The sequence below is a fragment of the Rhizobium sp. 21-4511-3d genome, assembly GCF_053522545.1.
In genome coordinates this window covers 34,473-60,564 of the sequence record NZ_JBNWCF010000006.1, presented here as the reverse complement: position 1 = coordinate 60,564, position 26,092 = coordinate 34,473, and the positions used below count along the sequence as shown (strand labels likewise).

At 62.4% G+C, this 26,092-nt stretch carries 22 protein-coding genes; 18 read left to right on the top strand and 4 right to left on the bottom strand.

Going from position 1 to position 26,092, the window contains the following annotated elements:
• Positions 1-30: 30 nt before the first annotated feature.
• The 3 genes from ACQZ5H_RS14675 to ACQZ5H_RS14665 are packed head-to-tail and all read right to left on the bottom strand — an operon-like array spanning position 31 to position 3,969.
• Entirely contained in the window at positions 31-1,455 is a 1,425-nt protein-coding gene (locus ACQZ5H_RS14675; protein ID WP_449098138.1) for a glycosyltransferase family 2 protein, read from the bottom strand.
• 31 nt (positions 1,456-1,486) lie between these two features.
• Positions 1,487-2,920 (bottom strand): UDP-glucose dehydrogenase family protein, encoded by a 1,434-nt coding sequence (locus ACQZ5H_RS14670; protein ID WP_449098137.1) that lies wholly within the window; start codon positions 2,918-2,920, stop codon positions 1,487-1,489.
• Between the two features lie 26 nt (positions 2,921-2,946).
• Positions 2,947-3,969 (bottom strand): UDP-glucuronic acid decarboxylase family protein, encoded by a 1,023-nt coding sequence (locus ACQZ5H_RS14665; RefSeq protein ID WP_449098136.1) that lies wholly within the window; start codon positions 3,967-3,969, stop codon positions 2,947-2,949.
• A 216-nt stretch (positions 3,970-4,185) separates the two neighbouring features.
• Here ACQZ5H_RS14665 and ACQZ5H_RS14660 point away from each other — a divergent pair, with 216 nt between their 5' ends.
• Complete coding sequence (locus ACQZ5H_RS14660) at positions 4,186-5,301, top strand: endo-1,4-beta-xylanase (RefSeq protein WP_449098135.1); 1,116 nt, start codon at positions 4,186-4,188, stop codon at positions 5,299-5,301.
• A gap of 6 nt (positions 5,302-5,307) precedes the next feature.
• Here ACQZ5H_RS14660 and ACQZ5H_RS14655 read toward each other — a convergent pair whose 3' ends face one another.
• The gene (locus tag ACQZ5H_RS14655) at positions 5,308-7,044 is read right to left on the bottom strand and encodes a bifunctional diguanylate cyclase/phosphodiesterase (RefSeq protein WP_449098134.1); all 1,737 of its coding nucleotides are present in this window, start codon (positions 7,042-7,044) and stop codon (positions 5,308-5,310) included.
• 281 nt (positions 7,045-7,325) lie between these two features.
• Between ACQZ5H_RS14655 and ACQZ5H_RS14650 the strand changes: the two genes are divergently transcribed.
• The 17 genes from ACQZ5H_RS14650 to ACQZ5H_RS14570 all read left to right on the top strand — a co-directional run bounded on the left by ACQZ5H_RS14650 (position 7,326) and on the right by ACQZ5H_RS14570 (position 26,091).
• The gene (locus ACQZ5H_RS14650) at positions 7,326-7,859 is read left to right on the top strand and encodes a 2Fe-2S iron-sulfur cluster-binding protein (protein ID WP_449098133.1); all 534 of its coding nucleotides are present in this window, start codon (positions 7,326-7,328) and stop codon (positions 7,857-7,859) included.
• Positions 7,856-8,845: an FAD binding domain-containing protein gene (locus ACQZ5H_RS14645; protein ID WP_449098132.1), complete on the top strand. Its 990-nt coding sequence runs from the start codon at positions 7,856-7,858 to the stop codon at positions 8,843-8,845. Before ACQZ5H_RS14650 ends, ACQZ5H_RS14645 begins: the two co-directional genes overlap by 4 nt.
• Positions 8,842-11,127, top strand: coding sequence for a xanthine dehydrogenase family protein molybdopterin-binding subunit (locus ACQZ5H_RS14640; RefSeq protein ID WP_449098131.1), 2,286 nt, complete (start codon positions 8,842-8,844; stop codon positions 11,125-11,127). Before ACQZ5H_RS14645 ends, ACQZ5H_RS14640 begins: the two co-directional genes overlap by 4 nt.
• Positions 11,128-11,212: 85 nt before the next feature.
• Positions 11,213-11,773, top strand: a complete 561-nt coding sequence (locus tag ACQZ5H_RS14635; protein ID WP_449098130.1) for a helix-turn-helix domain-containing protein — start codon at positions 11,213-11,215, stop codon at positions 11,771-11,773.
• Between the two features lie 275 nt (positions 11,774-12,048).
• Entirely contained in the window at positions 12,049-13,419 is a 1,371-nt protein-coding gene (locus tag ACQZ5H_RS14630; protein ID WP_449098129.1) for an LLM class flavin-dependent oxidoreductase, read from the top strand.
• A gap of 30 nt (positions 13,420-13,449) precedes the next feature.
• Complete coding sequence (locus tag ACQZ5H_RS14625; RefSeq protein ID WP_413712473.1) at positions 13,450-13,959, top strand: flavin reductase; 510 nt, start codon at positions 13,450-13,452, stop codon at positions 13,957-13,959.
• A gap of 4 nt (positions 13,960-13,963) precedes the next feature.
• Positions 13,964-15,214, top strand: coding sequence for an MFS transporter (locus ACQZ5H_RS14620; RefSeq protein ID WP_449098128.1), 1,251 nt, complete (start codon positions 13,964-13,966; stop codon positions 15,212-15,214).
• Between the two features lie 117 nt (positions 15,215-15,331).
• Positions 15,332-15,553: a DUF3311 domain-containing protein gene (locus ACQZ5H_RS14615; protein WP_112711316.1), complete on the top strand. Its 222-nt coding sequence runs from the start codon at positions 15,332-15,334 to the stop codon at positions 15,551-15,553.
• Positions 15,550-17,025: a sodium:solute symporter family protein gene (locus ACQZ5H_RS14610; RefSeq protein ID WP_449098127.1), complete on the top strand. Its 1,476-nt coding sequence runs from the start codon at positions 15,550-15,552 to the stop codon at positions 17,023-17,025. The genes ACQZ5H_RS14615 and ACQZ5H_RS14610 overlap by 4 nt, the downstream gene beginning before the upstream one ends.
• 96 nt (positions 17,026-17,121) lie before the next feature.
• Positions 17,122-18,585: an aldehyde dehydrogenase family protein gene (locus ACQZ5H_RS14605; protein ID WP_449098126.1), complete on the top strand. Its 1,464-nt coding sequence runs from the start codon at positions 17,122-17,124 to the stop codon at positions 18,583-18,585.
• A 13-nt stretch (positions 18,586-18,598) separates the two neighbouring features.
• Complete coding sequence (gene argE / locus ACQZ5H_RS14600) at positions 18,599-19,729, top strand: acetylornithine deacetylase (RefSeq protein WP_449098125.1); 1,131 nt, start codon at positions 18,599-18,601, stop codon at positions 19,727-19,729.
• Positions 19,730-19,883: 154 nt separating this feature from the next.
• Positions 19,884-20,606, top strand: a complete 723-nt coding sequence (locus ACQZ5H_RS14595; RefSeq protein WP_199628131.1) for a FadR/GntR family transcriptional regulator — start codon at positions 19,884-19,886, stop codon at positions 20,604-20,606.
• Positions 20,603-21,769: a PLP-dependent transferase gene (locus ACQZ5H_RS14590; protein ID WP_449098124.1), complete on the top strand. Its 1,167-nt coding sequence runs from the start codon at positions 20,603-20,605 to the stop codon at positions 21,767-21,769. Before ACQZ5H_RS14595 ends, ACQZ5H_RS14590 begins: the two co-directional genes overlap by 4 nt.
• A gap of 44 nt (positions 21,770-21,813) precedes the next feature.
• Positions 21,814-23,070, top strand: coding sequence for an ABC transporter substrate-binding protein (locus ACQZ5H_RS14585; RefSeq protein WP_130281319.1), 1,257 nt, complete (start codon positions 21,814-21,816; stop codon positions 23,068-23,070).
• Between the two features lie 187 nt (positions 23,071-23,257).
• Complete coding sequence (locus ACQZ5H_RS14580; protein WP_130281315.1) at positions 23,258-24,193, top strand: carbohydrate ABC transporter permease; 936 nt, start codon at positions 23,258-23,260, stop codon at positions 24,191-24,193.
• 4 nt (positions 24,194-24,197) lie between these two features.
• On the top strand, positions 24,198-25,028 hold the full coding sequence (locus ACQZ5H_RS14575; protein WP_112711028.1) for a carbohydrate ABC transporter permease: 831 nt from the start codon (positions 24,198-24,200) through the stop codon (positions 25,026-25,028).
• A 4-nt stretch (positions 25,029-25,032) separates the two neighbouring features.
• Complete coding sequence (locus ACQZ5H_RS14570; protein ID WP_112711027.1) at positions 25,033-26,091, top strand: sn-glycerol-3-phosphate ABC transporter ATP-binding protein UgpC; 1,059 nt, start codon at positions 25,033-25,035, stop codon at positions 26,089-26,091.
• Position 26,092 lies beyond the last annotated feature (1 nt).

Below are 26,092 nucleotides of genomic sequence, written 5' to 3'. Positions count from 1 at the left end.
CCTACTCCTTACATTGAGGTTGATTGCGGGTCATTCCGCCGCGATTTGCGTCATGATGAGGTCTTCGTTTGCGTTGGTCTTGACCGTGCGCTCCCAGACGAGGCCCTGATCCTTGATGTACATGCGCAGCCCGATGTAGAGCGGGATGAGCCAGATCAGCCACCAGACCATCAGCGATACCGGATTGATGCGCACGAGGTACCAGACCCTCGTCCAGACGCTCTCGGCGACCAGTTTGCTGCGCGTCCAGACGCTGATGTAGAGACGCAGCAGCAGCAGCGAGAACATGCTGAGATTGAGGATTGGGAAGATGGCGGCCGCGGCCGGCAGATTGCCCTGTCCGCTGAAATACTGCCACATCGCCCATATCCCGATCGGGATGCCAATCGTGTTGATCGACATTGACAGGCACGGCAGGAAATTCAGCCAGGCGCGGAATTTCTGCCAGCGGGTCATGCCCATCGACGTCAGCGGCGACGTCAGGCTCTGGAAGAAGCCGCAGACCCAGCGCTTGCGCTGCGTGATGCCGTGCATCAGCGTCGAGGGCACTTCTTCGATCAGCGGATTTTCGATGACGCCGAGCTTGCGGCCGTTGGTCCAGAACCGCATGCCGACCTCGGGATCCTCGATGGTGATCCACGGGTGGAAGCCGCCGAGTTCGATCAGGTCCGAGGCGCGGAAGAACAGACCCTTGCCCAGCACCCAATAGGGCTGACGGCCGTTCGCGGTCAGGTGCGGGTAGGTGAGCCCGTCCCACGACATGTGATCGGCTGCGTGCCAGGTCGCCGCCATGCTCTCGTTGAGATTGCCGGCGATGTTCTGCGCCTGCAGAACATCGTATTTCTTCATGCCGGCGGCACCGGCCAGGAAGTGATCGGCGGGCGGGCAGCTGTCGGCATCGATATAGTTGACCAGGAAGTCCTCGCGGCCCTCGAATTTTTTGGCGACGTTATAGAAGGCATAGACCAGCTGGCGGGTCTTCTTCGGCGGCAGGTCGCGATTGTAGGCGCGATGCCCCTCATGCCACCAATAGGCTTTCCGCGTGGAATCCCAGCCGTCCCAGACCGCCTGCCAGCTCGGATGCGTGGTCGGCGGCACCTCGACGATTTCGAGGAAGGAGAATTCCTGCTTGAGACGGCGGAGCGAAGCCACCGTCTCGTAGTCGTTCTCGTTGGGGATCGCCACGACCTTGTAGCGATGCTTCGGGTAGCGAAGCTGCGAGAGCGAGGTGAAGGTCGTGCGCATCGTTCCTTCCAGCTCGCGCAGAACCGGATAGAAGAGAACGATGAAGGGGCATTCCTCCTCCGTCACCGCATCGATGTCTGCCTGCGTCACCATGTTCGTCGGCAGGCTGGCGAAGAAGAAGTTCAGCCCGAGGCTGAGGCTGTAGGCGATCTGCACCACGAAGAAGAGCGTGAGCAGGGCATACTGGCCTGAAATCAAGATCATATCCATCGTACGCTAAACCTTTGATTGGATATAGATATTACACTGCAGCAGGCTGTGGCGCCGGGCGCACCGAACCATTGGCCGCCGGATGCTCCCGCTCGACGCGGCCTGTATTCTTGGGCTTCAAGAGGCGCGGGGTGACCTGGATCGAAGCGGTCTCGGCGCGGCGCGGCGAGCCGATCCGGTGAAGCTCGAAACCGGCAGCCTCGACCTTGCGGCTATCGAGGATGTTGCGCAGGTCGACGATGACAGGGTGGCTGACCAGCGAACTGAGGCGGGCGAAATCGAGTCCCTGGAATTCCTTCCACTCGGTCGCGACAACGATGCCATCGGCGCCGGCGACGCAGTCATAGGCGTTCTCGGCATAATCGACGTTCTGCAGATAGTGACGCGCCTGCTCCATGCCCTCCGGATCGTAGGCGCGGACACGGGCACCCATCTTCTGCAGGGCGGCGATGATGTTGAGCGACGGCGCCTCGCGCATGTCGTCGGTATTGGCCTTGAAGGTCAGGCCAAGGATGGCGATCGTCTTGCCGCGCACCTGATTGCCGAGCGCCGTGATGACTCGCCGACCGATGCCACGCTTTCTGGCATCGTTGGCGGCAATCGAGCTCTCGACGACGCGCAGGCTGACGGAATGGCTCTGCGCCGTGGCGAGAAGCGCCAGAGAGTCCTTCGGGAAGCAGGAGCCGCCATAGCCGGGGCCGGGGTTCAGGAAGGCGCGGCCGATACGGGTGTCCTGGCCGATCCCGTTTGCGACTTCCGAGACGTCGGCGGAGACCGCCTCGCAGAAGTCGGCAATCTCGTTGATGAAGGAGATCTTGATGGCGAGGAAGGCGTTTGCTGCATACTTGATGACTTCAGCGGCATTGCGGCCGGTATAGAGGATCGGAGCACCCGTGGCGCGCAGCGGCTCGTAGAGCATCTTCATCTTCTCGGTCGCCCAAGGGACATCGCAGCCGACGACCACGCGGTCCGGGTTCATGAAGTCATCGATGGCGCTACCTTCCTTGAGGAACTCAGGGTTGGAGACGGCGGCGAACACGAGATCGGGACGGGACGTGCGGATGATCGCCTCGACGGCATCACCGGTTCCGACCGGCACAGTGGACTTGGTGACGACGACGAGACCGTCCTCGGCGCTGAGCGCGATTTCGGAGGCGACGGCATAGACGCTCGTCAGATCCGCTTCGCTGCCGCCCTGGCGGGTCGGCGTGCCGACGGCGATGAAGGCGAAATCGGCGCCCTTGAGCGACGACTTGAGATCGGTCGAGAAGGTCAGCCTGCTCTCATCGATATTGGTCTTGATCAGGGCGTCGAGACCGGGCTCGAAGATCGGCACGCCGCCGGAGTTCAGGAGGTTGATCTTCTGCGCGTTGCTATCGACGCAGACGACGGAATGACCGAGGGCGGAAAAGCACGCACCGGAAACCAGGCCCACGTAGCCGGAGCCAACAATTACGACTTTCATGTTTCACCTATGATGTGATCGGAAGGTTATTCAGCAGCGCTGATGGCGGCGGCGGGTTGCCGTCTGAGTTCGCCGTCGAAATATTCGATGGTCTTGAGCAGGCCCTCGCGGAGGCTCACTTCAGGGCGCCAGCCGAGAAGCTCGCTCGCCTTGCTGATATCGGGCTTGCGGCGCTTGGGATCGTCGACCGGAAGCGGCAGGCGGACGATCGGCGAGCGGGAGCCGGTGATCTCGAGGACGAGATGCGCGAGCTCTTCCATGGTGAATTCGCCGGGATTGCCGAGATTGACCGGCGTGTCGGCGACTTCGCTGCGCATCAGGAGGTCGAAACCGCGGATCAGGTCGTCGACATAGCAGAAGGAGCGCGTCTGGCTGCCGTCGCCATAGACGGTCAGCGGCTGGCCGAGCAGCGCCTGGATGACGAAGTTCGAGACGACGCGGCCATCGTCCGGCTGCATGCGCGGCCCGTAGGTGTTGAAGATGCGGACCATGCGGACGGTGACGCCGCGGGTCTTGCCGAAATCGGTAAACAGCGTCTCGGCAAAGCGCTTGCCCTCATCGTAGCAGGAGCGTGGGCCGACGGTGTTGACGTTGCCCCAGTAGTGTTCCGGCTGCGGGTGGATTTCGGGATCGCCGTAGATTTCCGAGGTGGAAGCGTGGAAGACGCGGGCGCCATCGCGTTCAGCGCGGCGCAGCACATTCCAGGCGCCCTTGCAGTTGATCATCGCCGTCGAGACAGGATCGGCCTGATAGTGAACCGGGGAAGCCGGGCAGGCGAGATTGTAGATTTCGGCGAATTTCGGCAGCGTATCGGGCAGTTCGTCGGTTACGTCATGCTGCACGACGCTCAGGCGGTTGCTGAACTGGAGTCTGGACAGATTGGACGCACGGCCGGTGTGAAAATTGTCGAGGCAATAAACGTGATTGCCACGGGAAACGAGCAGATCTGCAAGATGAGATCCGAGGAAACCGGCGCCGCCGGTTATCAGGATATTCGCGCCCTCAAGAGCGGGACGCAGCGACCCGGTCGCATGATTAAACTCTATCACCTTAGGACTCCATACAATAGCGCTCCGAAGAACAAGGCTCTTCAGCAAGCAGTTGATAGAATGTCCTTGAGGTTTCCCCCTATTTCTTGTTGTTAACGGTCCATTAATATAGCTTTTCCGAAAATACAATTACATATGATAACCGGAAATTGCGGTTTTAATCTTCTGAAGGCCTTATTTCTGTGAAAAGCAGAAGCCGTTACCTGAGGAAATACAATGCCAGAGTTGTCGAGGCGGGGCTTCTTAAGGAATATTGCAACCGGAGCTATGGGCGCAATTGCAGCCGCTTCATCCTTAAAGCCAGCACACTCATCCCAAAGGAGTAGGCCTATCCCTTTCGGGTCAGCCGCCCGTACCCAATTCATCGAAGCGGACGGGCAATACCGGGATTCTCTGCTGCAATATTGCAGCCGCCTGACGCCGGAGATCGAGTTCAAATGGGACCAGATCGAGCCGCGGCAAGGGCAGTTCTCGTTCGAAGCAGCAGATACGGTGGCGAATTTCGCCAGGGATCACGGCAAGGAGATCTATGGCCATACGCTGCTCTGGCACCGCAGCATGCCGCCCTGGCTGCCTGACCATCTCCGCGAGACCCGCGACTGGAGCACCGTCACGGGTCATATCGGCCGGATGGTCGGCCGCTACGCGGGTGTCCGCTATTGGGACGTCGTCAACGAGCCGATCGATACGGGCTTCCGGGACGACGGCCTCAGGCCATCCGTCTTCCTGGACTGTTTTGGCGCCGATTACATCGCGATGGCACTTCAGGCGGCGTGGGCGGCATCACCAGGTGCTGAGTTGCTGATCAACGAATATGGGCTCGAATATGATCTGACCGTGGAGCATGACCGGCGCTACCACTTCCTGCGGCTGCTCGAGCGGCTGAAGAAAGGTGGTGCCCCGATAGGTGGTATCGGGCTGCAGGCGCATCTCGACCTGCGCAAGGGGCCGGTGTCGCAGGCTGCCATTTCGAGCTTCTTGAAGGAGATCCGTAATCTCGGTCTCTTCGTCTTCGTCACCGAGCTCGATGTCACCGAAGCCGACTATGTCATGTCAGCGGTAGAGCGCGATGCGAAAGTCGGGGCGGAGGTGGCGCGCTATCTCGATGTGGTCTGCGATTTCGAGGATCTGCGCGGCGTCGCCACCTGGGGGCTGACGGATCGCTATTCCTGGCTTGGGCTACCGCCCGAAGAGGTCGAGGCCTACAAGCAGCATGGCTACTGGCGCGACGGAACCTCGCCCGGCTTCAATCGTGGCCTGCCGCTCGATACCGACCTGCGGCCAAAACCGTTTCTCGATGCGCTCAAGGCGCACGGCGTAGGACAGTTCTGAACCATCTCAGCCGGCATTCTCCATCCTGCGGGTAGCGGCCGTCTCCAGAACCGCCTGTGTCACCTGCGCCGGTTGCGGCCGGCCGAAGGCGTATCCCTGCAGCGTATCGGCGCCAAGCCCGGCCAGCAGGCGGGCATGATCCAGCGTCTCGACACCCTCGGCGACGACCTCGATCTCGAGCGTGCGGGCAATGTCGATCAGCGAGCCGATCAGCCGCCGCTGTGTCTCGCTCTTCAGGATCGGCAGCACGAGGTGGCGGTCGATCTTGACGCGATTGGGCCTGAGCTCGAGCAGGCCGAGCAGCGAGGCATGGCCGGAACCAAGATCGTCGATCTCGATATCGATGCCGAGCTGGCGGATGCGCTCGATATTGCGCTTCACCTGCTCGCTCAGCGTATCCAGGAAGATGGTCTCGATGAATTCGAAGCTGATCTGGCCGGGCGCAATGCCGAGCGCGCTGACCTTGCCGGGCAGCAACGGATCGCCGAGGCGGGCGGCCGAGAGGTTGACCGACACCGTCGGAACCTTGATCCCCGCCATCGACCAGCGATTGATATCGAAGAGCACGCGGCGGAAGACAGCGTCATCGACGGCGTCCATCAGGCCATTGGCGGCAGCAAGCTCAAGGAAATCGCCCGGCATGCGCAAGCCCTTCGGGCTCTCCCAGCGGGCAAGCGCTTCGAGACCGCAGATCGCATAGTCGCTGGCGCGGACCTTTACCTGATAGAAGGGCACGATTTCGCCGATGTGCAGGCCGCTGCGCAACTCCTGCAGCATCTGCTTTTCAGCGTTGCGCTTCTCGGCAAGTGCCGGCGTAAACAGCTGGTCGCGATTGCGGCCGTTCTTCTTCGCCTCGTAGAGCGCGATGTCGGAAGACGTCAGCAGCGCGGCAACATCGGCGCCGCTCGCGTGAGCGTAGCCGATCGAGCATTCGACGGTGAAAGGCTCGCCATCGATAAAGACCGGCTTATGCAGGTCTTGGCGGATTCTCGCGACGATCTCGCGCATTCGATCCGGCTCGGGCGAAAGCGACAGAACCGCAAATTCATCACCGCCAAGGCGCGCTGCAATCTCGCCACCGGCGATCCCCGAAGCAAGCACGGAACCGACATGCCGCAACACCGTATCGCCGCCGCCATGGCCGAAGCGGTCGTTGATCTCCTTGAACCGGTCGATATCGATATGACAGAGCGAGGCAACGGGTTCGGACGCTTGCAGCAGGCGCGCAAAGGCATCGTCGAAGGCGCGGCGGTTCAGCAGGCTTGTGAGAGAATCGTGATCGGCTGCATAGCGCGCTTCTGCCCGGCTCTGCTCGGCGGCTTCGCGCTGCTTGGCGAGCTGCTGGTTGCGCAATGCGTCTTCGGTCACATCCCATTCGGCGCCGATGAAGCAGGGCTCGCCCTGGCCGTCGACGAAATATTGAGCTCGTGAGCGGATATGGCGGATCTCGCCATCCGGGCGGATGATGCGAAACTCCGAGGCATAGTCGCTCTTGTTGGCAATGGCCGCCTTGAAGATCGTGCTGGCACCCGGACAATCGTCGGGATGCACGCTCTCCAGCCAGATGACGTCGTGTTCGCCCTTGGCAACGCCGTAAATGCGCTGCAGCTGATCGTCCCACCGGGTCTGGTTCTTGGCAATATTGTGCTGCCAGATCCCGATACCGGATGCCTCAAGCGCAATGCCGAGCTGCCTGACCAGGTCTTCAAGCTCGTTATTCGTCCACGTTAATTTATTGCCCACTGACGCGTGCCCGCCCCTCTTTGGCGAGCATTATGCAGGGGACTCCTTAGTAAAGGCTGAAGCCTGCACTTGGGCGTTGCTTGGTGCGACGTTCTGACACTTGCCGCGCGAGCGCATTTCTACGGTCGATTGCATCGGATCGACTCGAATATTCAAGGAGTTGATCTTCGCCGCCGCTACGCAGCGAAATCCCCATCACAAAGCGTTTGAAACTTCGGCGCCGCTTTCTAGGTCCCTTGGGGTGAAGTTTCAAAAACCGTCAGCGCATAAGGAGAACGCTTATGCAATTCACCATCAATGGCGAGCCGATCGACATCACTGCGGATATCCGCACGTCGGTGCTAGATCTCTTGCGAAACTATGCTGGCCTCATGGGCACCAAGAAGGGCTGCGATCAGGGGGCGTGCGGCGCGTGCACCGTGCTTGTCGACGGGGAGCGCATCAACTCCTGTCTGGCGCTCGCCGTCCAGTATCAGGGGCGCAGCATCACTACGGTCGAGGGCCTGGCCAAAAATGGCGATCTTCACCCGCTGCAGAAGGCGTTCATCGAGCATGACGGCTTTCAATGCGGCTATTGCACGCCGGGACAGCTCTGTTCCGCCATCGGCATGGCCGCGGAAATCAGCCGCGGTGTGCCGAGCGCCATCACCCCGGATCTGGCTGCTGAACAGATCGCTCTGACGGAAACTGAATTGCGCGAGCGCATGAGCGGCAATCTCTGTCGATGCGGAGCCTATAACGGCATCGTCGAAGCAATAGCCGAGACCTATTCCGGCCGGAGTGCCGCTGAGACGAAGGAGAGGGCACGCGCATGAACCTCTTCACCTATGAGAAGGCATCCACCCCATCCGCCGCGATCGAGCTCTCCGGAAAGAGCAGCGCCGCCAGATATCTCGGCGGCGGCACCAATCTCGTCGACCTGATGCGGGAGACAGTCGAATGTCCTGAGACGCTCATCGACGTCACTGCACTTGCCGATGGCATTGATCAGACCGGCGATGGCACGCTGATGATCGGTGGAGCGGTCAAGAACACGGCGCTTGCGGCCGATATGCGGGTGCGATCTGCCTATCCGGTGCTGTCGCGTGCGCTTCTCTCCGGCGCCAGCGCGCAGATCCGCAACATGGCGACCGTCGCTGGCAATATCCTGCAGAGAACGCGCTGCCGTTATTTCTACGACAACGCCTCTCATTGCAACAAACGCGAACCGGGTGCCGGTTGCGACGCGATCGGCGGCTTCAATCGCTATCATGCCGTTCTCGGGGCCTCCTCATCCTGCGTGGCGACACATCCGTCCGATATGTGCGTGGCGCTTGTGGCGCTCGATGCCGTGGTTCATGTCGAGGGTCCGTCGGGCCGGCGCGCGATCCCGCTTGCGGAACTTCACCGGCTACCCGGCGATCGTGCCGATCTCGAAACCGAATTGCGGCCCCGGGAGCTGATCACGGCAGTGGAAATCCCGCAGCTGTCCTTCGGCCGGCGTTCGACCTATCGCAAGGTGCGCGATCGGGCGAGCTATGCCTTCGCGCTCGTCTCGGTGGCGGCCGCGCTCGACATCGATGATGCCGGCAACATCCGCGATGTCAGGCTGGCGCTTGGCGGCGTCGCGCCCAAGCCGTGGCGTGCTTCGAAAGCGGAGGCAGCGCTGAGAGGGCAACCGGCCACGGAACAGACCTTCCGGGCCGCGGCAGAGGCTGAGCTCTCATCCGCAAAGGCACTTCGCGATAATGGCTTCAAGATCGAGCTCGCCAAGCGAACGATCGTTGCCGTCCTCAACGAACTGAAGGGAGAGGGCGCATGAGCACCCAGCCGGAAACCACCACCGCAAAATCCGGCCGCTGGCAGCCCGCCGTGACATCGGATCCGATGCTGCGCCGGCATGGAGCGCTCGGGCGCCCGGTTTCGCGCATAGACGGACCGCTGAAGGTTCAGGGTGGCGCCCGCTATGCGGCCGAATATCCCTATGAGAACATCTGCTATGCGGCCTTGAGTTTCAGCACGATTGCGCGCGGGCGCATTCTGTCGATCGAGACGGTGGCAGCAGAAAAGGCGCCGGGCGTCATTCTCGTCATGACTTATCACAACGCCCCGCGGATGATGGCGCCGTCGCTGATGATGTCGTCGCCGACGGCCGCAGGCGCCAGCGACCTGCCAGTGATGCAGAACGACGAGATACACTGGAACGGCCAGCCGGTTGCCTGTGTGCTTGCCGAAACGCAGGAGCAGGCGGATTATGCGGCAAGCCTGATCAAGACCGAATACGTGGCCTTGCCGGCTGTCACCTCGTTCGAGGAGGCGAAGAAGACCCCGAGGCAGCTTGAAACGCTGCTCGGCCAGCCGCCGATCCTGGAGATCGGTGACGCCGAGGCCGCTCTGAAACGCGCTGAGGTCAGCGTCGACCAGATCTACCGGACGCCCAGGCATAATCACAACGCCATCGAGCTGCATGCCGCGACCGTCGCCTGGGATGGCGAGCATCTGCGAATGCACGATGCCAGCCAGCTCCTGGATCTGACCGCCGGGCAGCTCGCCGACATCTTCGGGATCGACCCGCAGAATGTGCACGTCACATCGCCCTATGTCGGCGGCGGGTTTGGCGGGAAATGCCTGTGGGACCACCAGATCCTTGCCTGTGCGGCAGCGAAGCTCGCCGGGCGGCCGGTGCGCATTGTGCTCTCCCGCGAAGGCGTCTTTCGTCTTGTCGGCGGGCGCACCGTCACCGAGCAGCGTGTCGCGCTCGGCGCCAAGGCGGATGGGACGCTCGACGCCCTGATCCACACCGGCATCGTCGCGATGACGCTGCATAATTCCTGTCCCGAGCAGTTCACCTTCCCGGCCCGCCACATGTATGCGGCCGGGGCCTTCCGGCTCGCGCAAGAAGTGGCCGACATGGATATGCTCGCCAACACCTTCATGCGCGCTCCCGGCGAATCCGTCGGCACCTTCGCGCTGGAATCGGCAATCGACGAGTTGGCGGAAAAGCTGAAGCTCGACCCGATCGAACTCCGCCGCCGCATCGAGCCAAAGAAGGACCCGACCAGCGGCAAGCCCTTTTCATCGCGCCGCCTCATTGAATGCTACGAGAAGGGTGCCGAGAAATTCGGCTGGAGCGCGCGCAACATGGTGCCGCGCCAGAAGCGCGACGGCGAATGGCTGATCGGCATGGGATGCGCAACCGCGACCTATCCCTATCACCGCTTCCCTGGCGGCGCCGTGAGGATGCGGCTGACGGCCGAGGGCAAAGTAACGGTTTCCACTGCTGTCCACGATATGGGCATGGGCACGGCAACCGCCCAGGCCGAGCATATCGCGCTCCGTCTCGGCATCCCCTTCGAGGACGTGACCTTCGACTATGGCGACAGCACCCTGCCGCGCGGCGTGATCGCTGGCGGCTCGACGCAGACGGCGTCGATCGCAGGTGCGGTAATCGCGGCCACAGAGATCTTCGTCGATGAACTGCTGAAGCTTGCCGGAAACGACTCGCCGCTTGCCGGCTTTTCGCTTGCCGAGGTCGAGCCGAGAGACGGCGGTATCGGCCATCGCGACGAGAAAGGACGCTTCGAATCCTATCAGTCGATCCTGCGCCGCGCGGGGAGGGAAGAGCTTGTCGTTCAGGGTGAAGCACCGCCACCGGCGGAAATGGAGGCCTTCTCCATGCACTCCTACGGCGCGCAATTCTGCGAAGTCAGGGTCAGCGAAATCACCGGCGAAACCCGCATATCGCGCTTCCTGGGCTCCTTCGACGCCGGAGTGATCCTCAACGCCAAGACGGCGATCAGCCAGTTCAAGGGCGGCATCATCATGGGGATTGGACTGGCGCTGACCGAAGAGACCAATTTCGACGAACGCTACGGCCGCGTCGTCAACGCGTCGCTCGCCGAATATCACGTGCCGGTTCAGATGGACGTCCCGGAGATCGACATCATCTACACGAACAAGCCCGACCCACAGGCGCCGATGGGCGCCCGCGGCATCGGCGAAATCGGGATCACCGGTGTCGGCGCCGCCGTCGCAAATGCCGTCTACAACGCCACCGGAAAGCGCATCCGCGACCTGCCGATCACCCTGGACAAGCTGCTATAGGCAGCTTGTCCAGGCTTTTTAAAGTATCTGACAGTTCCGCTGCGGCAGTTGCCGGGGAGGGGCGTGAGACGCTAATGATATCCGCATGTTGGATAATATCGATGAGCGTCTCGGCGCACGGGTGAGAATTGAGCGGGAACTGCGCGGCTGGTCGCTGACGGAGCTGGCGAAGCGGTCGAGCGTGTCGCGGGCGATGATCCATAAGGTCGAGCGTGGCGAGGCGAGCCCGACAGCGATGCTTCTGGCGCGGCTTGCGGGTGCGTTCGAGATGAGCATGTCGACGCTGATGGTGCGTGCCGAGATGCAGGAGGGGATGCTGCTGCGCAAGGGCGAGCAGCCCGTCTGGATCGATCCGGTGACCGGCTATGCGCGCCGCCACGTCTCGCCGCGGTCGGCGACGCCGATCGATGTCATCAATATCGATTTCCCGCCCGGCAAGGAATCGTCCTTCCCTGCGGCGTCCTATATCAATCGCAAGCACATCATCTGGGTGCTCGATGGCGAACTGGTCTTCCTCGAAGGCGAGGCGCGCCACGAGATGAAGGAAGGCGACTGCCTGGAGCTCGGGCCGCCGAACGACTGCACTTTCTGCAACGAGAGCGACCGGCCCTGCCGCTACGCGGTGATCGTGCTACGCGATTCGTGATCGAGCGGTCCTGATTCTCTGGGCTGCCTGAAGGCGGAGCATGTCTATCCGCAACTTTCTTGTGTGTTCCGTACTCTTATAGTGACGACTTTGTGTCGCCATGCGAAGCCTTTCTGCCCGCGTTCTGGCGTGCTTATGCAGTGCTGCGGGCGTTCTGCGGCATGATCACGCTTTTCAGAAAGTTCCTTGACATAGATCAATCGCTCATCATAGTGACACACAACGTCCAATATGGTGGACAGATAGAGCGAACATTTACGAGGGGGAGCCAATAAATGCCTCGCCAAATCCATCTCAACGCATTCGATATGTTTTGCCCGGGTCACATCCAGCAGGGGATGTGGACGCATCCGCGTGATCAGTCGGTGCGCGTCAATGATCTACAATATTGGACGGAATACGCCCGCAAGCTCGAGGCCGGCCTGTTCGACGGCATCTTCTTTGCCGATGTGGTCGGCGTCTACGACGTCTATGGCGGCAGCCCGGACGCGGCGGTGCGCGGCGGCGTGCAACTGCCGGCCAACGATCCGACCATCGTCATCCCGGCAATGGCCGCGGTCACCAAGAATCTCGGCTTCGGCGTCACCTGCAACCTGACCTACGAGCAGCCCTTCCTATTTGCCCGGCGCATGTCGACGCTCGATCACCTGACCGGCGGGCGCATCGGCTGGAACATCGTCACCGGCTATCTCGACAGCGCGGCGCGCGCCATCGGCCTGCAGGGCCAGGTCGCCCATGACGACCGCTACGATCTCGCCGACGAATATATGTCGCTGGTCTACAAGCTGTGGGAAGGCTCCTGGGATGACGACGCCGTGGTCATGGATCGCGCCAACGCGGTCTTCGCCGATCCGAGCAAGGTGCGCGTCATCCATCACGAGGGGCCGCAATACAAGGTCGATGCGATGCATCTCTGCACGCCGTCGCCGCAGCGTACGCCGGTTCTCTATCAGGCAGGCTCTTCGCCGCGCGGCCGCGAATTTGCCGCGACCCATGCCGAATGTGTCTTCGTCAACGGCCAGAAGAAGGAAGATGTCCGCGGCATCACCGACGACATCAAGGCGCGTGCCGTCGCCAAGGGCCGCTCGGCCGAGGATCTCAAGGTGTTCCTCGGCGCCACGCTGGTGCTCGGCAAGACTTCAGCCGAAGCGCAGGAGAAATTCGAGGAATACAAGCGCTATGTCAGCTCGGAAGCGGCACTGGTGCATGCGGCTGCCTCGCTCGGCATCGACTTCTCGAAATATGACATCGACGAGCCGGTCGAGACCGGCAGGAGCCAGGCGATCACCTCGAATGTCGAGATCATGAACAAGGCTGCGGGTCCGAAATGGACGCGCCGCAAGCTCCTGGAGCAGATGGTGCTCGGCAGCCGCCAGGCGCCCTGGGTTGGCTCGGCTGAGGAAGTGGCGGACACCCTTATCGGCTGGAGCGAGGAAACCGGCGTGGCGGGCTTCAACCTGTCACGCACGGTCGCCCCCGAAAGCATCGACGATGTCGTCAACCTGCTGATCCCGGTGCTGCAGGAGAAGGGCGCCTACAAGACCAGCTATGCCGACGGCACCTATCGCGACAAGCTGTTTGGCCATGCGCGCCTGCCGTCGACGCATTCGGCCGCGCAATATCGCGGCGGCGCAGCCGCCCGCTAAGGCTTGCAGGGATCTGGAGGAGGATTGAACGTGGTCGACAAATCCGCGTATCGCGACGCCATGGCCGGCCTGGCGGCCGCCGTCAACATCATCACGTCGAATGGCGAAGCCGGTCTCGCGGGTTGCACGGTTTCGGCCGTCTGCTCGGTCACCGATGAGCCACCGACGCTGCTCGTCTGCATCAACCGTTCGAGCGCCAATAACGAGATCATCCGCAGGAACGGCAATCTCTGCGTCAACGTGCTCTCGGCCGAACAGAAGACGGTCGCCATGCAGTTTGCGACCAAGGGCCTTTCGATCAGCGAGCGGCTGGCCTGCGCCAGCTGGGGCACTCTCGAAACCGGCGCTCCGGCGCTGGACGGCGCCGTTTGCGCCATCGATTGCGAGGTCGATTCCGTCTCCGAAGTCGGCACACACACCGTTTTCTACTGCCGCGTGAAGGCGGTCCGCAACCAGCTCGACCGTGACGGGCTGATCTATTTCGGCCGCGACTTCCACCGGGTCGGCAAGCCTGCCCCGGCTGCCGAGGCGAGGGCCTGATCCGATGAGCGGGCGAACGACACCCCCCGGCGCCAACCCGCTCGCCGCGCCAGGCACTGGCAAGGCTCTATCGTTGGCACTGATCCTCGCCGCGCAGGTGGCGGCGATGAGCGTCTGGTTCTCTTCGAGCGCGGCAATCGCCGGCATCAAGCAGCATTACACGATCGGCGCCTCGCAGGAGGCGCTGCTGACGACGGCGGTTCAGATCGGCTTTGTCGCCGGCACCATCGTCTCGGCCATGCTGTCGCTCGCCGACCGTTTTGACCCAAGGCGGCTGTTTGCGCTCTGCGCCGCGATCGCCGCGGTTGCGACCGGCTGCCTGATCTTCCTGCCACCGACCGGCGGCGCGGTAATCCTGCTGCGCTTTCTGACCGGCGTCTGCATGGCGGGCGTTTATCCCGTCGGCATGCGGATGGCGGCGACCTGGGCCAATCGCGATCTCGGCCTGCTCATCGGTCTGCTGGTCGGAGCGCTGACGCTGGGTTCGGCAAGCCCGCATCTGCTGGCTGCGACCGGCGATGTCGAGTGGCGGGCGATCTATGGTGTTGCCTCGGCTTCAGCCTTGGCGGCGGCGGTGCTGATCGGCTTCGTCAAGCTCGGCCCGAACATTCGCCGCGCCAGCGCGGTCGACATGAGCAAGATCGCCCAGAGCTGGCGCCGTACGTCGCTCAGGCGCGTCAATCTCGGCTATCTCGGCCACATGTGGGAGCTCTACGCCATGTGGGCATGGCTGCCGGTCTTCCTGCACCAGTCCTTCGCGGATCGCGGCATGGAAAATTCGGATGCGAAGGCGGCGTGGCTGACTTTCGCGGCCGTCGCGGTCGGCGCAGTCGGATCCTGGTTCGGCGGCATGCTTGCGGATCGCCGGGGGCGTACCTTCGTGACGATCACGGCCATGGCCGCAAGCGGCATCTGCGCAGCGCTGATCGGCTGGCTCTATGCCGCGCCGCTCGCCGTGCTAATCCCGGTCGCGATCATCTGGGGCATCACCGTGATCGCCGATTCCGCGCAGTTTTCGGCATCGATCGCAGAGCTTGCCGAGCCGAGTTCGGTCGGAACGCTGCTGACGGCGCAGACCTGCGCGGGATTTCTGCTGACCATGGCCAGCATTCATCTTGTGCCCGAAGTGCGGGATCTCTTCGGCTGGCCCGGAGCCTTCACCATGCTGGCAATCGGCCCCTTCGCCGGCTGTATCGCTATGTGGCGATTGCGGCGGGATCCGGAGGCCAGGCTGCTCGCCGGCGGGCGGCGCTAGAGGCCAAACACGACATCTCAGGAATTACCGAACCATCTCTGAGGAGGAGAGGGGTGCGGGAGCAATCCGCCGGAAGAGCGGGACAATCGACCAGTCGCTTCATAGAGGATGGAACATATGCGACCCATACATTTACTTAGTCTGATACCGATCTGCGGGGTTCTCGTTGCCCCGTTCTTTTTGAACCAGGTGAAGCCGTTCATTCTGGGCATGCCCTTCATGCTCGGATGGTATTCGCTGATGCTGGTGGCGACTTCGATCGTCATGGCCTGCATCTATTTCTCCGACAAGGCATCCGGCGCCCATGCCAGCGATGCAGCTGAAGGAGAGCGGAAGTGAACAGCGCCCTTTTCTTCATTTTCGGCATCCTCATCGTCGCCCTGGCACTCGGCCTTCGTGCCCGCCGCGGCAAGGACATGAACCTCGAGCAGTGGACCGTCGGTGGCCGCGGATTCGGTGCCATGATCATCTTCCTGCTGATGGCAGGCGAGATCTACACCACCTTCGTCTTCCTGGGCGGCAGTGGCTATGCCTATGGCAAGGGCGCGCCGGCCTATTACATGCTGGGCTATGGCAGCCTGTGCTTCGTGCTCTCCTATTGGCTGCTGCCGCCGATCTGGCGCTATGCCAAGGAGCGCAAGCTCATCTCGCAACCGGATTTCTTCGCAGCCAAGTATGAGAGCCGGTCCTTCGGTGTTCTCGTCGCCGTCGTCGGCGTCGTGGCGCTGATCCCCTATCTCATCCTGCAGCTCAAGGGTCTCGGCATCATCATCAACGTCGCCTCCTATTCGGCGATCTCGTCGACGCAGGGCATCTGGATCGGTGCCGTCATCGTTGCCGCCTATGTCTTCGTCTCCGGCATCCACGGCTCGGCCTGGACCTCCGTCGTCAAGGACATCCTGGTGATGTCGGTCGCGGTGTTCCTCGGCCTCTACCTGCCATACCACTATTATGGCGGTATCGGCGCGATGTTCGAGGCGATCGATCAGGCAAAGCCCGGCTTCCTGGCGCTGCCGGAAAGCGGCCAGAGCTCGACCTGGCTGGTTTCCACCGTGCTGCTTTCGACCCTTGGCTTCTACATGTGGCCGCATATGTTCACCGCAACCTTCGCTGCGAAGCGGGAAGATGCGCTGCGCAAGAACGCCTATGTCCTGCCGATCTACCAGCTGATGCTGCTGTTCATCTTCTTCGTCGGCTTTGCCACCGTGCTTCAGGTCCCCGGCCTACAGGGCGGCGATATCGACCTGGCGCTGTTCAAGATCTCGCTGCAGACCTTCGACCCCTGGTTCGTCGGCGTCATCGGCGCTGCCGGCGTGCTGACGGCCCTGGTGCCGGGATCGATGATCCTGGTGACGGCAGCGACGCTGGTCGCCAACAACATCTATCGCCCGCTGCGTCCGCAGGTCAGCGAAGCCCATGTCGGCTTCGTTGCCAAGCTGATGGCGCCCTGCGTCATGCTGGTTGCGGTCTATTTCACGCTGGGTGGCGGCGATACGATCGTTGCGCTGCTGCTGATGGCTTATGCCTTCGTCACGCAGCTCTTCCCGGTGCTGCTCGCAAGCCTTATGCGTAACAATCCGGTTACCCGGATTGCGGCCTTCGCCAGCGTCATCGTCGGTGAGGCGACCGTTGCCTGGGTCACGCTGACGAAGAGCACGGTTGCGGCGCTCTTCCCCTTCCTGCCGGCGCCGCTGGCCGATCTCAATGTCGGCATCGTCGCGCTCGTCCTGAACGTCGTCACGCTCGTCGTCGTCACGCTCCTGACCCGCAATCTGCAAGGCAGCCAGACGCCGCGCGTCAAACAGGCCTGATCGAACGGCCGCGGGGTTTGCGCCCCGCGGTCATTTGCCTTTCCGGCGGCCATGCGCCGCCGTCTCTTTTCAATTCCATTTCCTGACGGTTTTGCCATGACGATTTCCTTCGATCCCGATCGCATCGAACTTCCCCTCGGCCACTGGATCGGCGACAGGCTTGTCTCTGGCGCACCGGAGATCGAGCTGCTGCGCCCGTCCGACGCCGTCAGCTATGCGCGCTGCCCGGTCGCCAGTACCGATATCGTCGATCAGGCCGTCTCGACGGCAAAGAGCGCACTGAGATCGAGCGGCTGGGCTACATGGCGTCCGCGCCTGCGCGCCGAGGCGCTGCATCGCTGGGCCGATCTGATTATCGCCGAGGGCGAAAAGCTCGGGCGGCTGGAATCCCTTTCCTCGGCGCGTCCAATCGCGCAGTCCGTATCGATCGATGTCGCGGTGACAGCCGAGCAGATCCGCTTCTTCGCCGAAATGGCCGACAAGGAGGGCGGAGACGTCGTGCCGACGGACGGCAACCATCTCGGCATGATCCTCAGCGAGCCCTATGGCGTGGTCGGGGCTATCACCCCCTGGAACGTGCCGCTCTCGATGGCCGGCTGGAAGATGGGACCGGCGCTCGCGGCAGGCAACGCAATCGTGCTGAAACCGTCCGAACTGACGCCGTTCTCGACACTCTATCTCGCGGAACTCGCCGTGCGCGCCGGTATCCCAGCCGGTATCGTCAATGTCGTGCTCGGGGACGGTCCGACGACCGGCGCCAGCATCGTCGCGCATCCCGATATCGCCAAGGTGAGCTTCACCGGGTCGACCGTTGCGGGTGGCGCGATCATGAAGACGATTGCCTCGTCGCAGATCAAGCCGGTGACGCTGGAGCTTGGCGGCAAGAGCCCGCAAGTGGTCTTCGCCTCGGCCGATCTCAAGAAAGCCGCCGGCTGCATCGCCCGCAGCATTCTCCTGAACGCCGGGCAGACCTGCGTCGCCGGTACGCGGGTGATCGCCGACCGGCGTATCGCGGAGCCACTGCTGGCAGCGCTCACGGAGGCGATGTCCACGCATCGCGCCGGGCCGACCTGGGACGCCGAAAGCGACTATTCGCCGGTCATTTCCGAACGCCAGCTGCAGCGCATCGAAACCATCGTCGATGCCTCGATTACAGGTGGCGCGGAGTGCGTCATCGGCGGCAAGCGAATGGAACGGCAGGGCTATTTCTACGAGCCGACGATCCTTGCGAACCTCGCCGCGAATTCGCCGGCGCTCGCCGAGGAGATCTTCGGCCCGGTGCTGACGCTGCAGACTTTCGACGACGAAGAGGAAGCCTTCGCGCTCAGCGATCACCCCTCCTACGGCCTTGCCGCCGGTGTCTACACGACGGACCTGTCGCAGGGGCTGAGAGCGGCGAAGCGGATCGAGGCGGGCACCATCTGGGTCAACCGCTACGGCCGCTCGCGCGACCACATCCTGCCGACCGGCGGTTACAAGAGCTCCGGCATCGGCAAGGATCTCGGCAAGGAGGCCTACAAGTCGAACCGCCGCCAGAAGAGCGTGCTGATCGAGCTTTAGGGGAGGGGCGAGGATGACGGCGGATGTGCAGGAGATATTGGCCCGGCTGATCGGTTTTCCGTCGGTCGTCGGCACACCCAATGCGGCAATCGTTTCCTATGTCAGGGACTATCTTCAGGCCTTCGGCGCGAGCGTGCATGTCCTTCCCGGACCGGAAGGTGACCGGTCCAACCTGTTCGCCAGTTTCGGCCCTGTGGAGCGGCCGGGAGTGATCCTGTCGGGCCATACGGACGTCGTTCCGGCAGAAGGTCAGACATGGTCGTCCGATCCCTTCACGCTCCGCGCCGAGCGAAACCGTCTATACGGACGGGGAACGAGCGACATGAAGGGATTTCTCGCCGCGGCAATGTCGGTCGTGCCCGAAATCGCCGCCATGCGCCTCGACCGCCCGCTGCATTTCGCCTTCTCTTACGATGAGGAAGCGGGCTGCCGTGGCGTGCCGCATATGATCGCCGCGATACCGTCGCTCTGCGCCTTGCCGTCCGGCTGCATCGTCGGCGAACCGAGCGGTATGGCGCCGATCCTTTCGCATAAGGGCAAGGCGGCCGTGCGCATCTCGATCAGGGGAACGGCAGGCCATTCCTCGCGCCCCGATCTCGGCCGCAATGCGATCCACGCGCTCGCCAGCGTGTTGTCGGAGTCCGTCCGGCAATCGGAGCGGCTGGAACAGGCCGATCAGAACATGCTCTTCGCGCCGCCCTATTCGACACTTCAGGCTGGAATCGTCAGCGGCGGCGTGGCGCTGAATGTCATCCCGGAACATGCGCGGCTCGACATCGAGGTTCGCGCCGTACCGGGCATCGAGCCCTCCGCGCTTCTACAGCCTGTGCTGGCCGCGGCACGCGCGCTCCAGGCGAGGGGCTTCGAGGTGACGACGGAAACGATCTCCGATTATCCCGGCATGGCGCTCCCGGCCGGTAGCCCGCTCGCTGCGCTGGTCGGTGATGCCTCGGGCGTGGCAGCCGTCCCGGCGGTGAGCTACGGAACCGAGGCCGGCCTCTTCGAGCGCGCCGGCATTCCCGCAATCATCTGCGGCCCCGGCGACATCGCCCGCGCTCATAAGGCCGACGAATTCATTCTGATGTCGGAACTCGAAGACTGCCGCCGCATGCTTCTCAACGTAGCCGCCAGCCTGCAGGGCTGAACGCTTTTTCGCGCCACCATATGGGTCGGCGCGCCATCGCCAATTCATGAACCAATTCTTTCGTCACCGCCCTTGACGGCGAAAGATTCTTACGGAATGCTAAGATGTCAGACCAATTTAAGGTCGGCTGCCTGATAAAGAAAAATGGGGAACCATGAAGGCAAATGTGGGCGACAGGCCGGTCATCCGGCCGCTTCCGGCGATCGATCGTGCGCGTCAGGTGACTGAGGCGCTGGCGCATTACGTCGAGGATGCGAAGCTGAAGGCGGGCGACCGGCTTCCGGCCGAGCGCGAGCTGATGTCTGCCCTTGCTGTCGGACGTTCGACCATTCGCGAAGCCATCCGCCACTTCCAAGCACTCGGCGTCATCGAGACCCGGAAGGGCAGCGGAACCTATCTACTGAAACCGGTTTCGAAGGCGACCATTCACGTTCCGCTCTCGTTCGAAGGCGCCAATCTGCGCGATGCATTGTTGCAGACGCTGGAAGTGCGCCGCGGCATCGAGTGCGAGGCGGCGATGGTCGCAGCGCGCAAGCGTACGGCTGAGGATGTCGTCAACATCGAGACCAAGCTGAACGAGATGGAGCGCGTCCATATCGCCAAGGGCACATCGGGCCCTGAGGACCTCGCCTTCCACATGGCGGTCTACGATGCCACGCATAATCCGATGTTCGGCCAGCTTCTGGAACAGATGCGCGAGACCTTCGTGCGCTTCTGGTCGCATCCCTTCGACCGGCAGGACTTTGCCCGCCGCTCGTTTCCCTTTCACCGCACGCTTTTCAACGCGATTGCCGCTCAGGACCCCGAAGCGGCGCGCTGCGAAACATTGAAAATCCTCGACGTCGTCGAGGAAGACATCAAGGAAATGTCCAAATGACTGACGGCTCCGAACCGTTCGATTTCGCTTCGCTGATCACCGCCCATGACGACGGCAATTTCGCCGAGGCCGTGGTGCCGCCGATCTTCCAAGCCTCGCTGTTCACCTTCTCCGGCTACGACGACATGATCGCCTCCTATCGCGGCGAGAAGGTGCGGCCGATCTATACGCGCGGCCTCAACCCGACGGTGCGCATGTTCGAGGAGATGCTGGCGAAGCTCGAGGGTGCCGAAGACGCGCTCGGTTTTGCAAGCGGCATGGCGGCGATCTCGTCCGCCGTCCTGAGCTTCGTCGAGCCGGGCGACCGCATCGTCGCCGTCAAGCATGTCTATCCCGATGCCTTCCGCCTGTTCGGCACCATCCTGAAGCGGATGAAGGTCGAGGTCACCTATGTCGACGGCCGCGACGAGGAAGAGGTCGCCAAGGCGCTTCCGGGCGCCAAGGTCTTCTACATGGAAAGCCCGACGAGCTGGGTGATGGAAGCCCACGATGTCGGCGCACTGGCGGCGCTTGCCAAGAAGCACGACGTCGTCACCATGATCGACAACAGCTGGGCAAGCCCGATCTTCCAGCGGCCGATCACGCTGGGCGTCGATATCGTCATCCATTCGGCCTCGAAATATCTCGGCGGCCATAGCGATGTCGTCGCCGGTATCGTCGCCGGTTCGAAGGAGATGATCGCCCGCATCAAGGCCGAGGCCTATCCCTATCTCGGCGGCAAGCTTTCGCCCTTCGATGCCTGGCTGTTGATCCGCGGCCTGCGCACCCTGCCGATCCGCATGAAGGCCCACCAGACGGCGGCGATGACGATCGCCCAGCGCCTGCAGGCGCTCGATTGCGTCGAGCAGGTCTGCCATCCGGGCCTCGCCAACCGCCTGCCTGCGGGCTTGAACGGCACGTCGGGCCTCTTCTCCTTCATCTTCCGCGAAGGCGTGGATATCCGCACCTTCGCCGATCACCTCAAGCTCTTCAAACTGGGCGTGAGCTGGGGTGGACATGAAAGCCTGATCGTACCGGGCGAGGTCGTGCTTCAGCAGAAGGCACAGCCGAATTCCGCGCATGCCTTTGGCATTCATCCGCGGTCCGTACGCCTCCATGTCGGCCTCGAAGGAACCGAGGCCCTGTGGACGGATATCGAAGAGGCGATCGCCGCCGCTTCGTGACGACAATAGTGAGAGAAACACCTTCAACAAAAGGGGAACTGAGCATGAAAAGACTGATAACCGCTACGCTCTTCGCCACCATGATGGCAGGAACGGCCTTCGCCGACACGACGCTGAAACTCGTCGAAGTCATCACCAGCCCGGAGCGCACCGAGACGCTGAAGTCGATCGTCGGCAAGTTCGAAGCCGCCAATCCGGGCACCAAGGTCGAGATCATCTCGCTGCCCTGGAACGAAGCCTTCCAGAAGTTTGCAACCATGGTTTCGGCCGGCGATACGCCCGATGTCATGGAAATGCCGGACACCTGGTTGTCGCTCTACGGCAATAACGGCATGCTCGAAAGCCTCGAGCCCTATCTCGCCAAGTGGGAACACACCAAGGACCTGACGCCCCGCGCCCTGGAGCTCGGCCGCGACGTCAAGAACACCGCATACATGCTGCCCTACGGCTTCTATCTGCGCGCCATGTTCTACAACAAGAAGCTGCTCGCCGAAGCGGGCGTGAAAGAACCGCCGAAGACGATGGAGGAGTTCACCAAGGCTTCCGAAGCCGTCTCCAAGATCTCGGGCAAGTACGGCTACTGCATGCGCGGCGGTCCGGGCGGCCTGAACGGCTGGATGATCTTCGCCGCCTCGATGGCCGGCTCCAACAAGTATTTCAACGACGACGGCACCTCGACCATGAACAGCGAAGGCTGGGCCAAGGGTCTGGAATGGATGGTCGATCTCTACAAGAAGGGCTATGCGCCGAAGGATAGCGTCAACTGGGGCTTCAACGAAGTCGTGGCCGGCTTCTACTCCGGCACCTGCGCCTTCCTCGACCAGGATCCGGACGCGCTCATCGCCATTGCCGAGCGCATGAAGGCCGAAGACTTCGGCGTCATCCCGCTGCCGAAGGGCCCGGATGGCAAATCCTTCCCGACCATCGGCTATGCCGGCTGGTCGATGTTCACGACGAGCCAGAACAAGGATCTCTCCTGGAAGCTGATCGAAACCCTCGAAAGCCCGGATGGCAACATCGAGTGGAACAAGAAGATCGGCGCTCTGCCGGCCTATACGGCAGCCGAGAAGGATCCGTTCTACGCCGGTGACCAGTTCAAGGGCTGGTTCCAGGAACTCGCCGACAAGGACACCGTCCCGACCGTCATGCCGACCTACCTCGAAGAATTCGCCTTCTTCAAGGACTCGCTGGCGATCAAGACCTCGCAGCAGGCCCTCCTCGGCGACATCTCGCCGAAGGACCTTGCCGACCAGTGGGCTGATTACCTGACCAAGGCTCAGCAGAAGCATCTGGCGAAGTAAATCGGGTGGGCTCCGAACCCGGAGCCCCCTCATCCGCCTGCCGGCAGCTTCCCCGCTGGGGAGAAGGGGTTTTGCGGCAACCTCTGCATTCCCTTCTCCCCCTCGGGGAGAAGGTGGCCCGTAGGGCCGGATGAGGGGGCTGCATACGCCAAGGCTATTAGACAAGAACACGGAAAGCCGACCACCGATGACTATGACCGCCGATACGCTCGATAGGCGCCGCGACCGCAGGCCGTGGCTGAAGCGTCTCGCCGATGCCTCGGAACCCTATCTCTATAGCGCCCCTTCGCTGATCCTAATCATCGGCGTGATGATGGTGCCGCTGGTGATCGGGATCTCCTATGCGTTCCGCGACATCCAGCTCCTCAATCCGTTCTCCGGCGGCTTCATCGGGCTCGAGCATTTCCGCGACCTTTCCAAGGACGCCGCCTTCTACGGCGCGCTCAAGAATACGCTGTGGTGGACCGGCGCTTCCGTCATCCTGCAGTTCGTCTTCGGCCTGATCCTCGCCCTGCTGCTCGACAAACCGTTCTGGGGCAGAGGCATCGTTCAGGCGCTGGTCTTCCTGCCGTGGGCCGTTCCGTCCTTTCTTGCAGGTCTCAATTGGGCCTGGCTCTTCAATCCGGTCATCGGGCCGATCCCGCACTGGCTCTACGCGATGGGCCTGATGAGCGAGCCCGGCAATATTCTCTCGGACCCGCAATATGCGATGTGGGGACCGATCATCGCCAATGTCTGGTGGGGCATTCCGTTCTTCGCGATCACGCTGCTCGCCGCCTTGCAGGCGATCCCGCGCGATCTCTACGAGGCGGCCTCGATCGACGGCGCCGGCTGGTTCCAGCGTTTCGGCTCGATCACGCTGCCGTTCCTGGCGCCGACGATTGCCATCACCGTGCTGCTGCGCACCGTCTGGATCTCGAATTTCGCCGACCTGATCGTCGTCATGACCGGCGGCGGCCCGGCGGACCGCACGCAGATCGTTGCGAGCTACATCTTTACCCAGGCCTTCAAGCGGTTGGACTTCGGATATGCCTCGGCGATCGCGCTCGTCCTGCTCGCGCTGCTGCTTGCCTATTCCATGCTGATCATCCTGCTGCGGCAGACCCTGCTGAACAAGGATTGAGACCATGAAGCGATCCGTCATCCCCACTATCGCGCATCGTCTGGCAATCCTTTGCTACATCCTCTTTGCGCTCTTCCCGCTCTTCTGGCTCCTGAAGGTTTCGGTGACGCCGAACGACCTTCTCTATTCCGAGGGCGTTCGCATGTGGCCGTCGCGCACGACCTGGGAGCACTATTCCTTCGTCCTGCAGCACAGCGCCTTTCCGACCTTCTTCAAGAACAGCCTGATCGTCTCGGCCTCGACGGCGATCACCGTGACGATCTGCGCCTCGCTGTCCGGCTATGCCCTGTCGCGTTTCAACTTCCGGGCAAAATACTGGATCGTGGCGCTGATGCTGCTGACCCAGATGTTCCCGCTCGTCATGCTCGTCGCGCCGATCTTCAAGATCCTGACGCCGCTGCATCTGACGAACAGCCTGACGGGTCTGGTGATCGTCTACACGGCTTTCAACGTTCCCTTCGCAACCTTCCTGATGCAGTCCTTCTTCGACGGCATTCCGAAGGATCTGGAGGAGGCGGCGATGATCGACGGCGCGACGCAGTTCACGGCGTTCCGGCAGATCATCCTGCCGCTGACACTACCGGGGATCGCGGCCACGCTCGGCTTCGTCTTCACCGCGGCATGGAGCGAGCTGCTCTTCGCGCTGATGCTGATCAACGGCAATGATGCGGCGACTTTCCCGGTCGGGCTTCTCACCTTCGTTTCGAAATTCTCCGTGGATTTCGGGCAGATGATGGCGGCGGGCGTCATGGCGCTCATCCCGGCCGGTCTCTTCTTCCTGCTCATCCAACGTTATCTTGTGCAGGGCCTGACGGCCGGCGCGGTCAAGGGTTAAACACATGGCATCGATCGATATCCAGAACGTCAAGAAGGCCTATGGCCACGTGCAGGTGTTGCACGATGTCGACCTCAAGATCGGCGACGGCGAATTCGTCGTTCTCGTCGGCCCGTCCGGCTGCGGCAAGTCCACGCTGCTGCGCATGATCGCCGGCCTCGAGGACATCTCCGGCGGCGAAATCCGCATCGGCGGCAACCGCGTCAACGATCTGCACCCGAAGGATCGCGACATCGCCATGGTGTTCCAGTCCTATGCGCTCTATCCGCATATGAATGTCGCGGGCAACATGAGCTACAGCCTGAAGCTCCGGAAGACAGCCAAGGAGAAAATCGCCAGCGCCGTCGGCTCCGCTGCCTCGAAGCTCGGCCTCGATCCGCTGCTGGAGCGCCGTCCGAAGGCTCTGTCCGGCGGCCAGCGCCAGCGCGTCGCCATGGGCCGCGCCATCGTGCGCCAACCGAAGGCCTTCCTGTTCGACGAGCCGCTGTCGAACCTCGATGCCCGCCTGCGCGAGCAGATGCGCGCCGAAATCAAGAAGCTGCATGGCGATCTGAAGGCAACCTCGATCTACGTCACCCACGACCAGATCGAAGCCATGACGCTCGCTGACCGCATCGTCGCCATGCATGGCGGCGTCGTGCAGCAGGTCGGCAGCCCGCTGGAGCTCTACGACCGCCCGGCAAACCTGTTCGTCGCCGGCTTCATCGGCTCTCCGGGCATGAACTTCCTCGACGCGACCTATGAGAATGGCGGCGTGAAGCTGAAGGACGGCACGATCGTCCCGCTTTCCGCACCGCTGTCCGTCGCCAACGGCGCGAAGGTCACGCTCGGCATCCGTCCCGAGCATGTCGTCATGTCATCCGATGGCAACGGCATGAGCGCCGATGTCGAACTCATCGAACCAACCGGCTTCGGCATCATCCTGCACCTGTCGCTGCACGGCCTGCCGTTCAAGGTCTTCACGCTGAACCGCGAGGCGCTGTCGGCCGGCCCGAAGGTCAACGTCACCTTCCCGGCGCAGCACCTGCATGTCTTCGACGAGGCGGGCAACCGGGCGAGCTAAA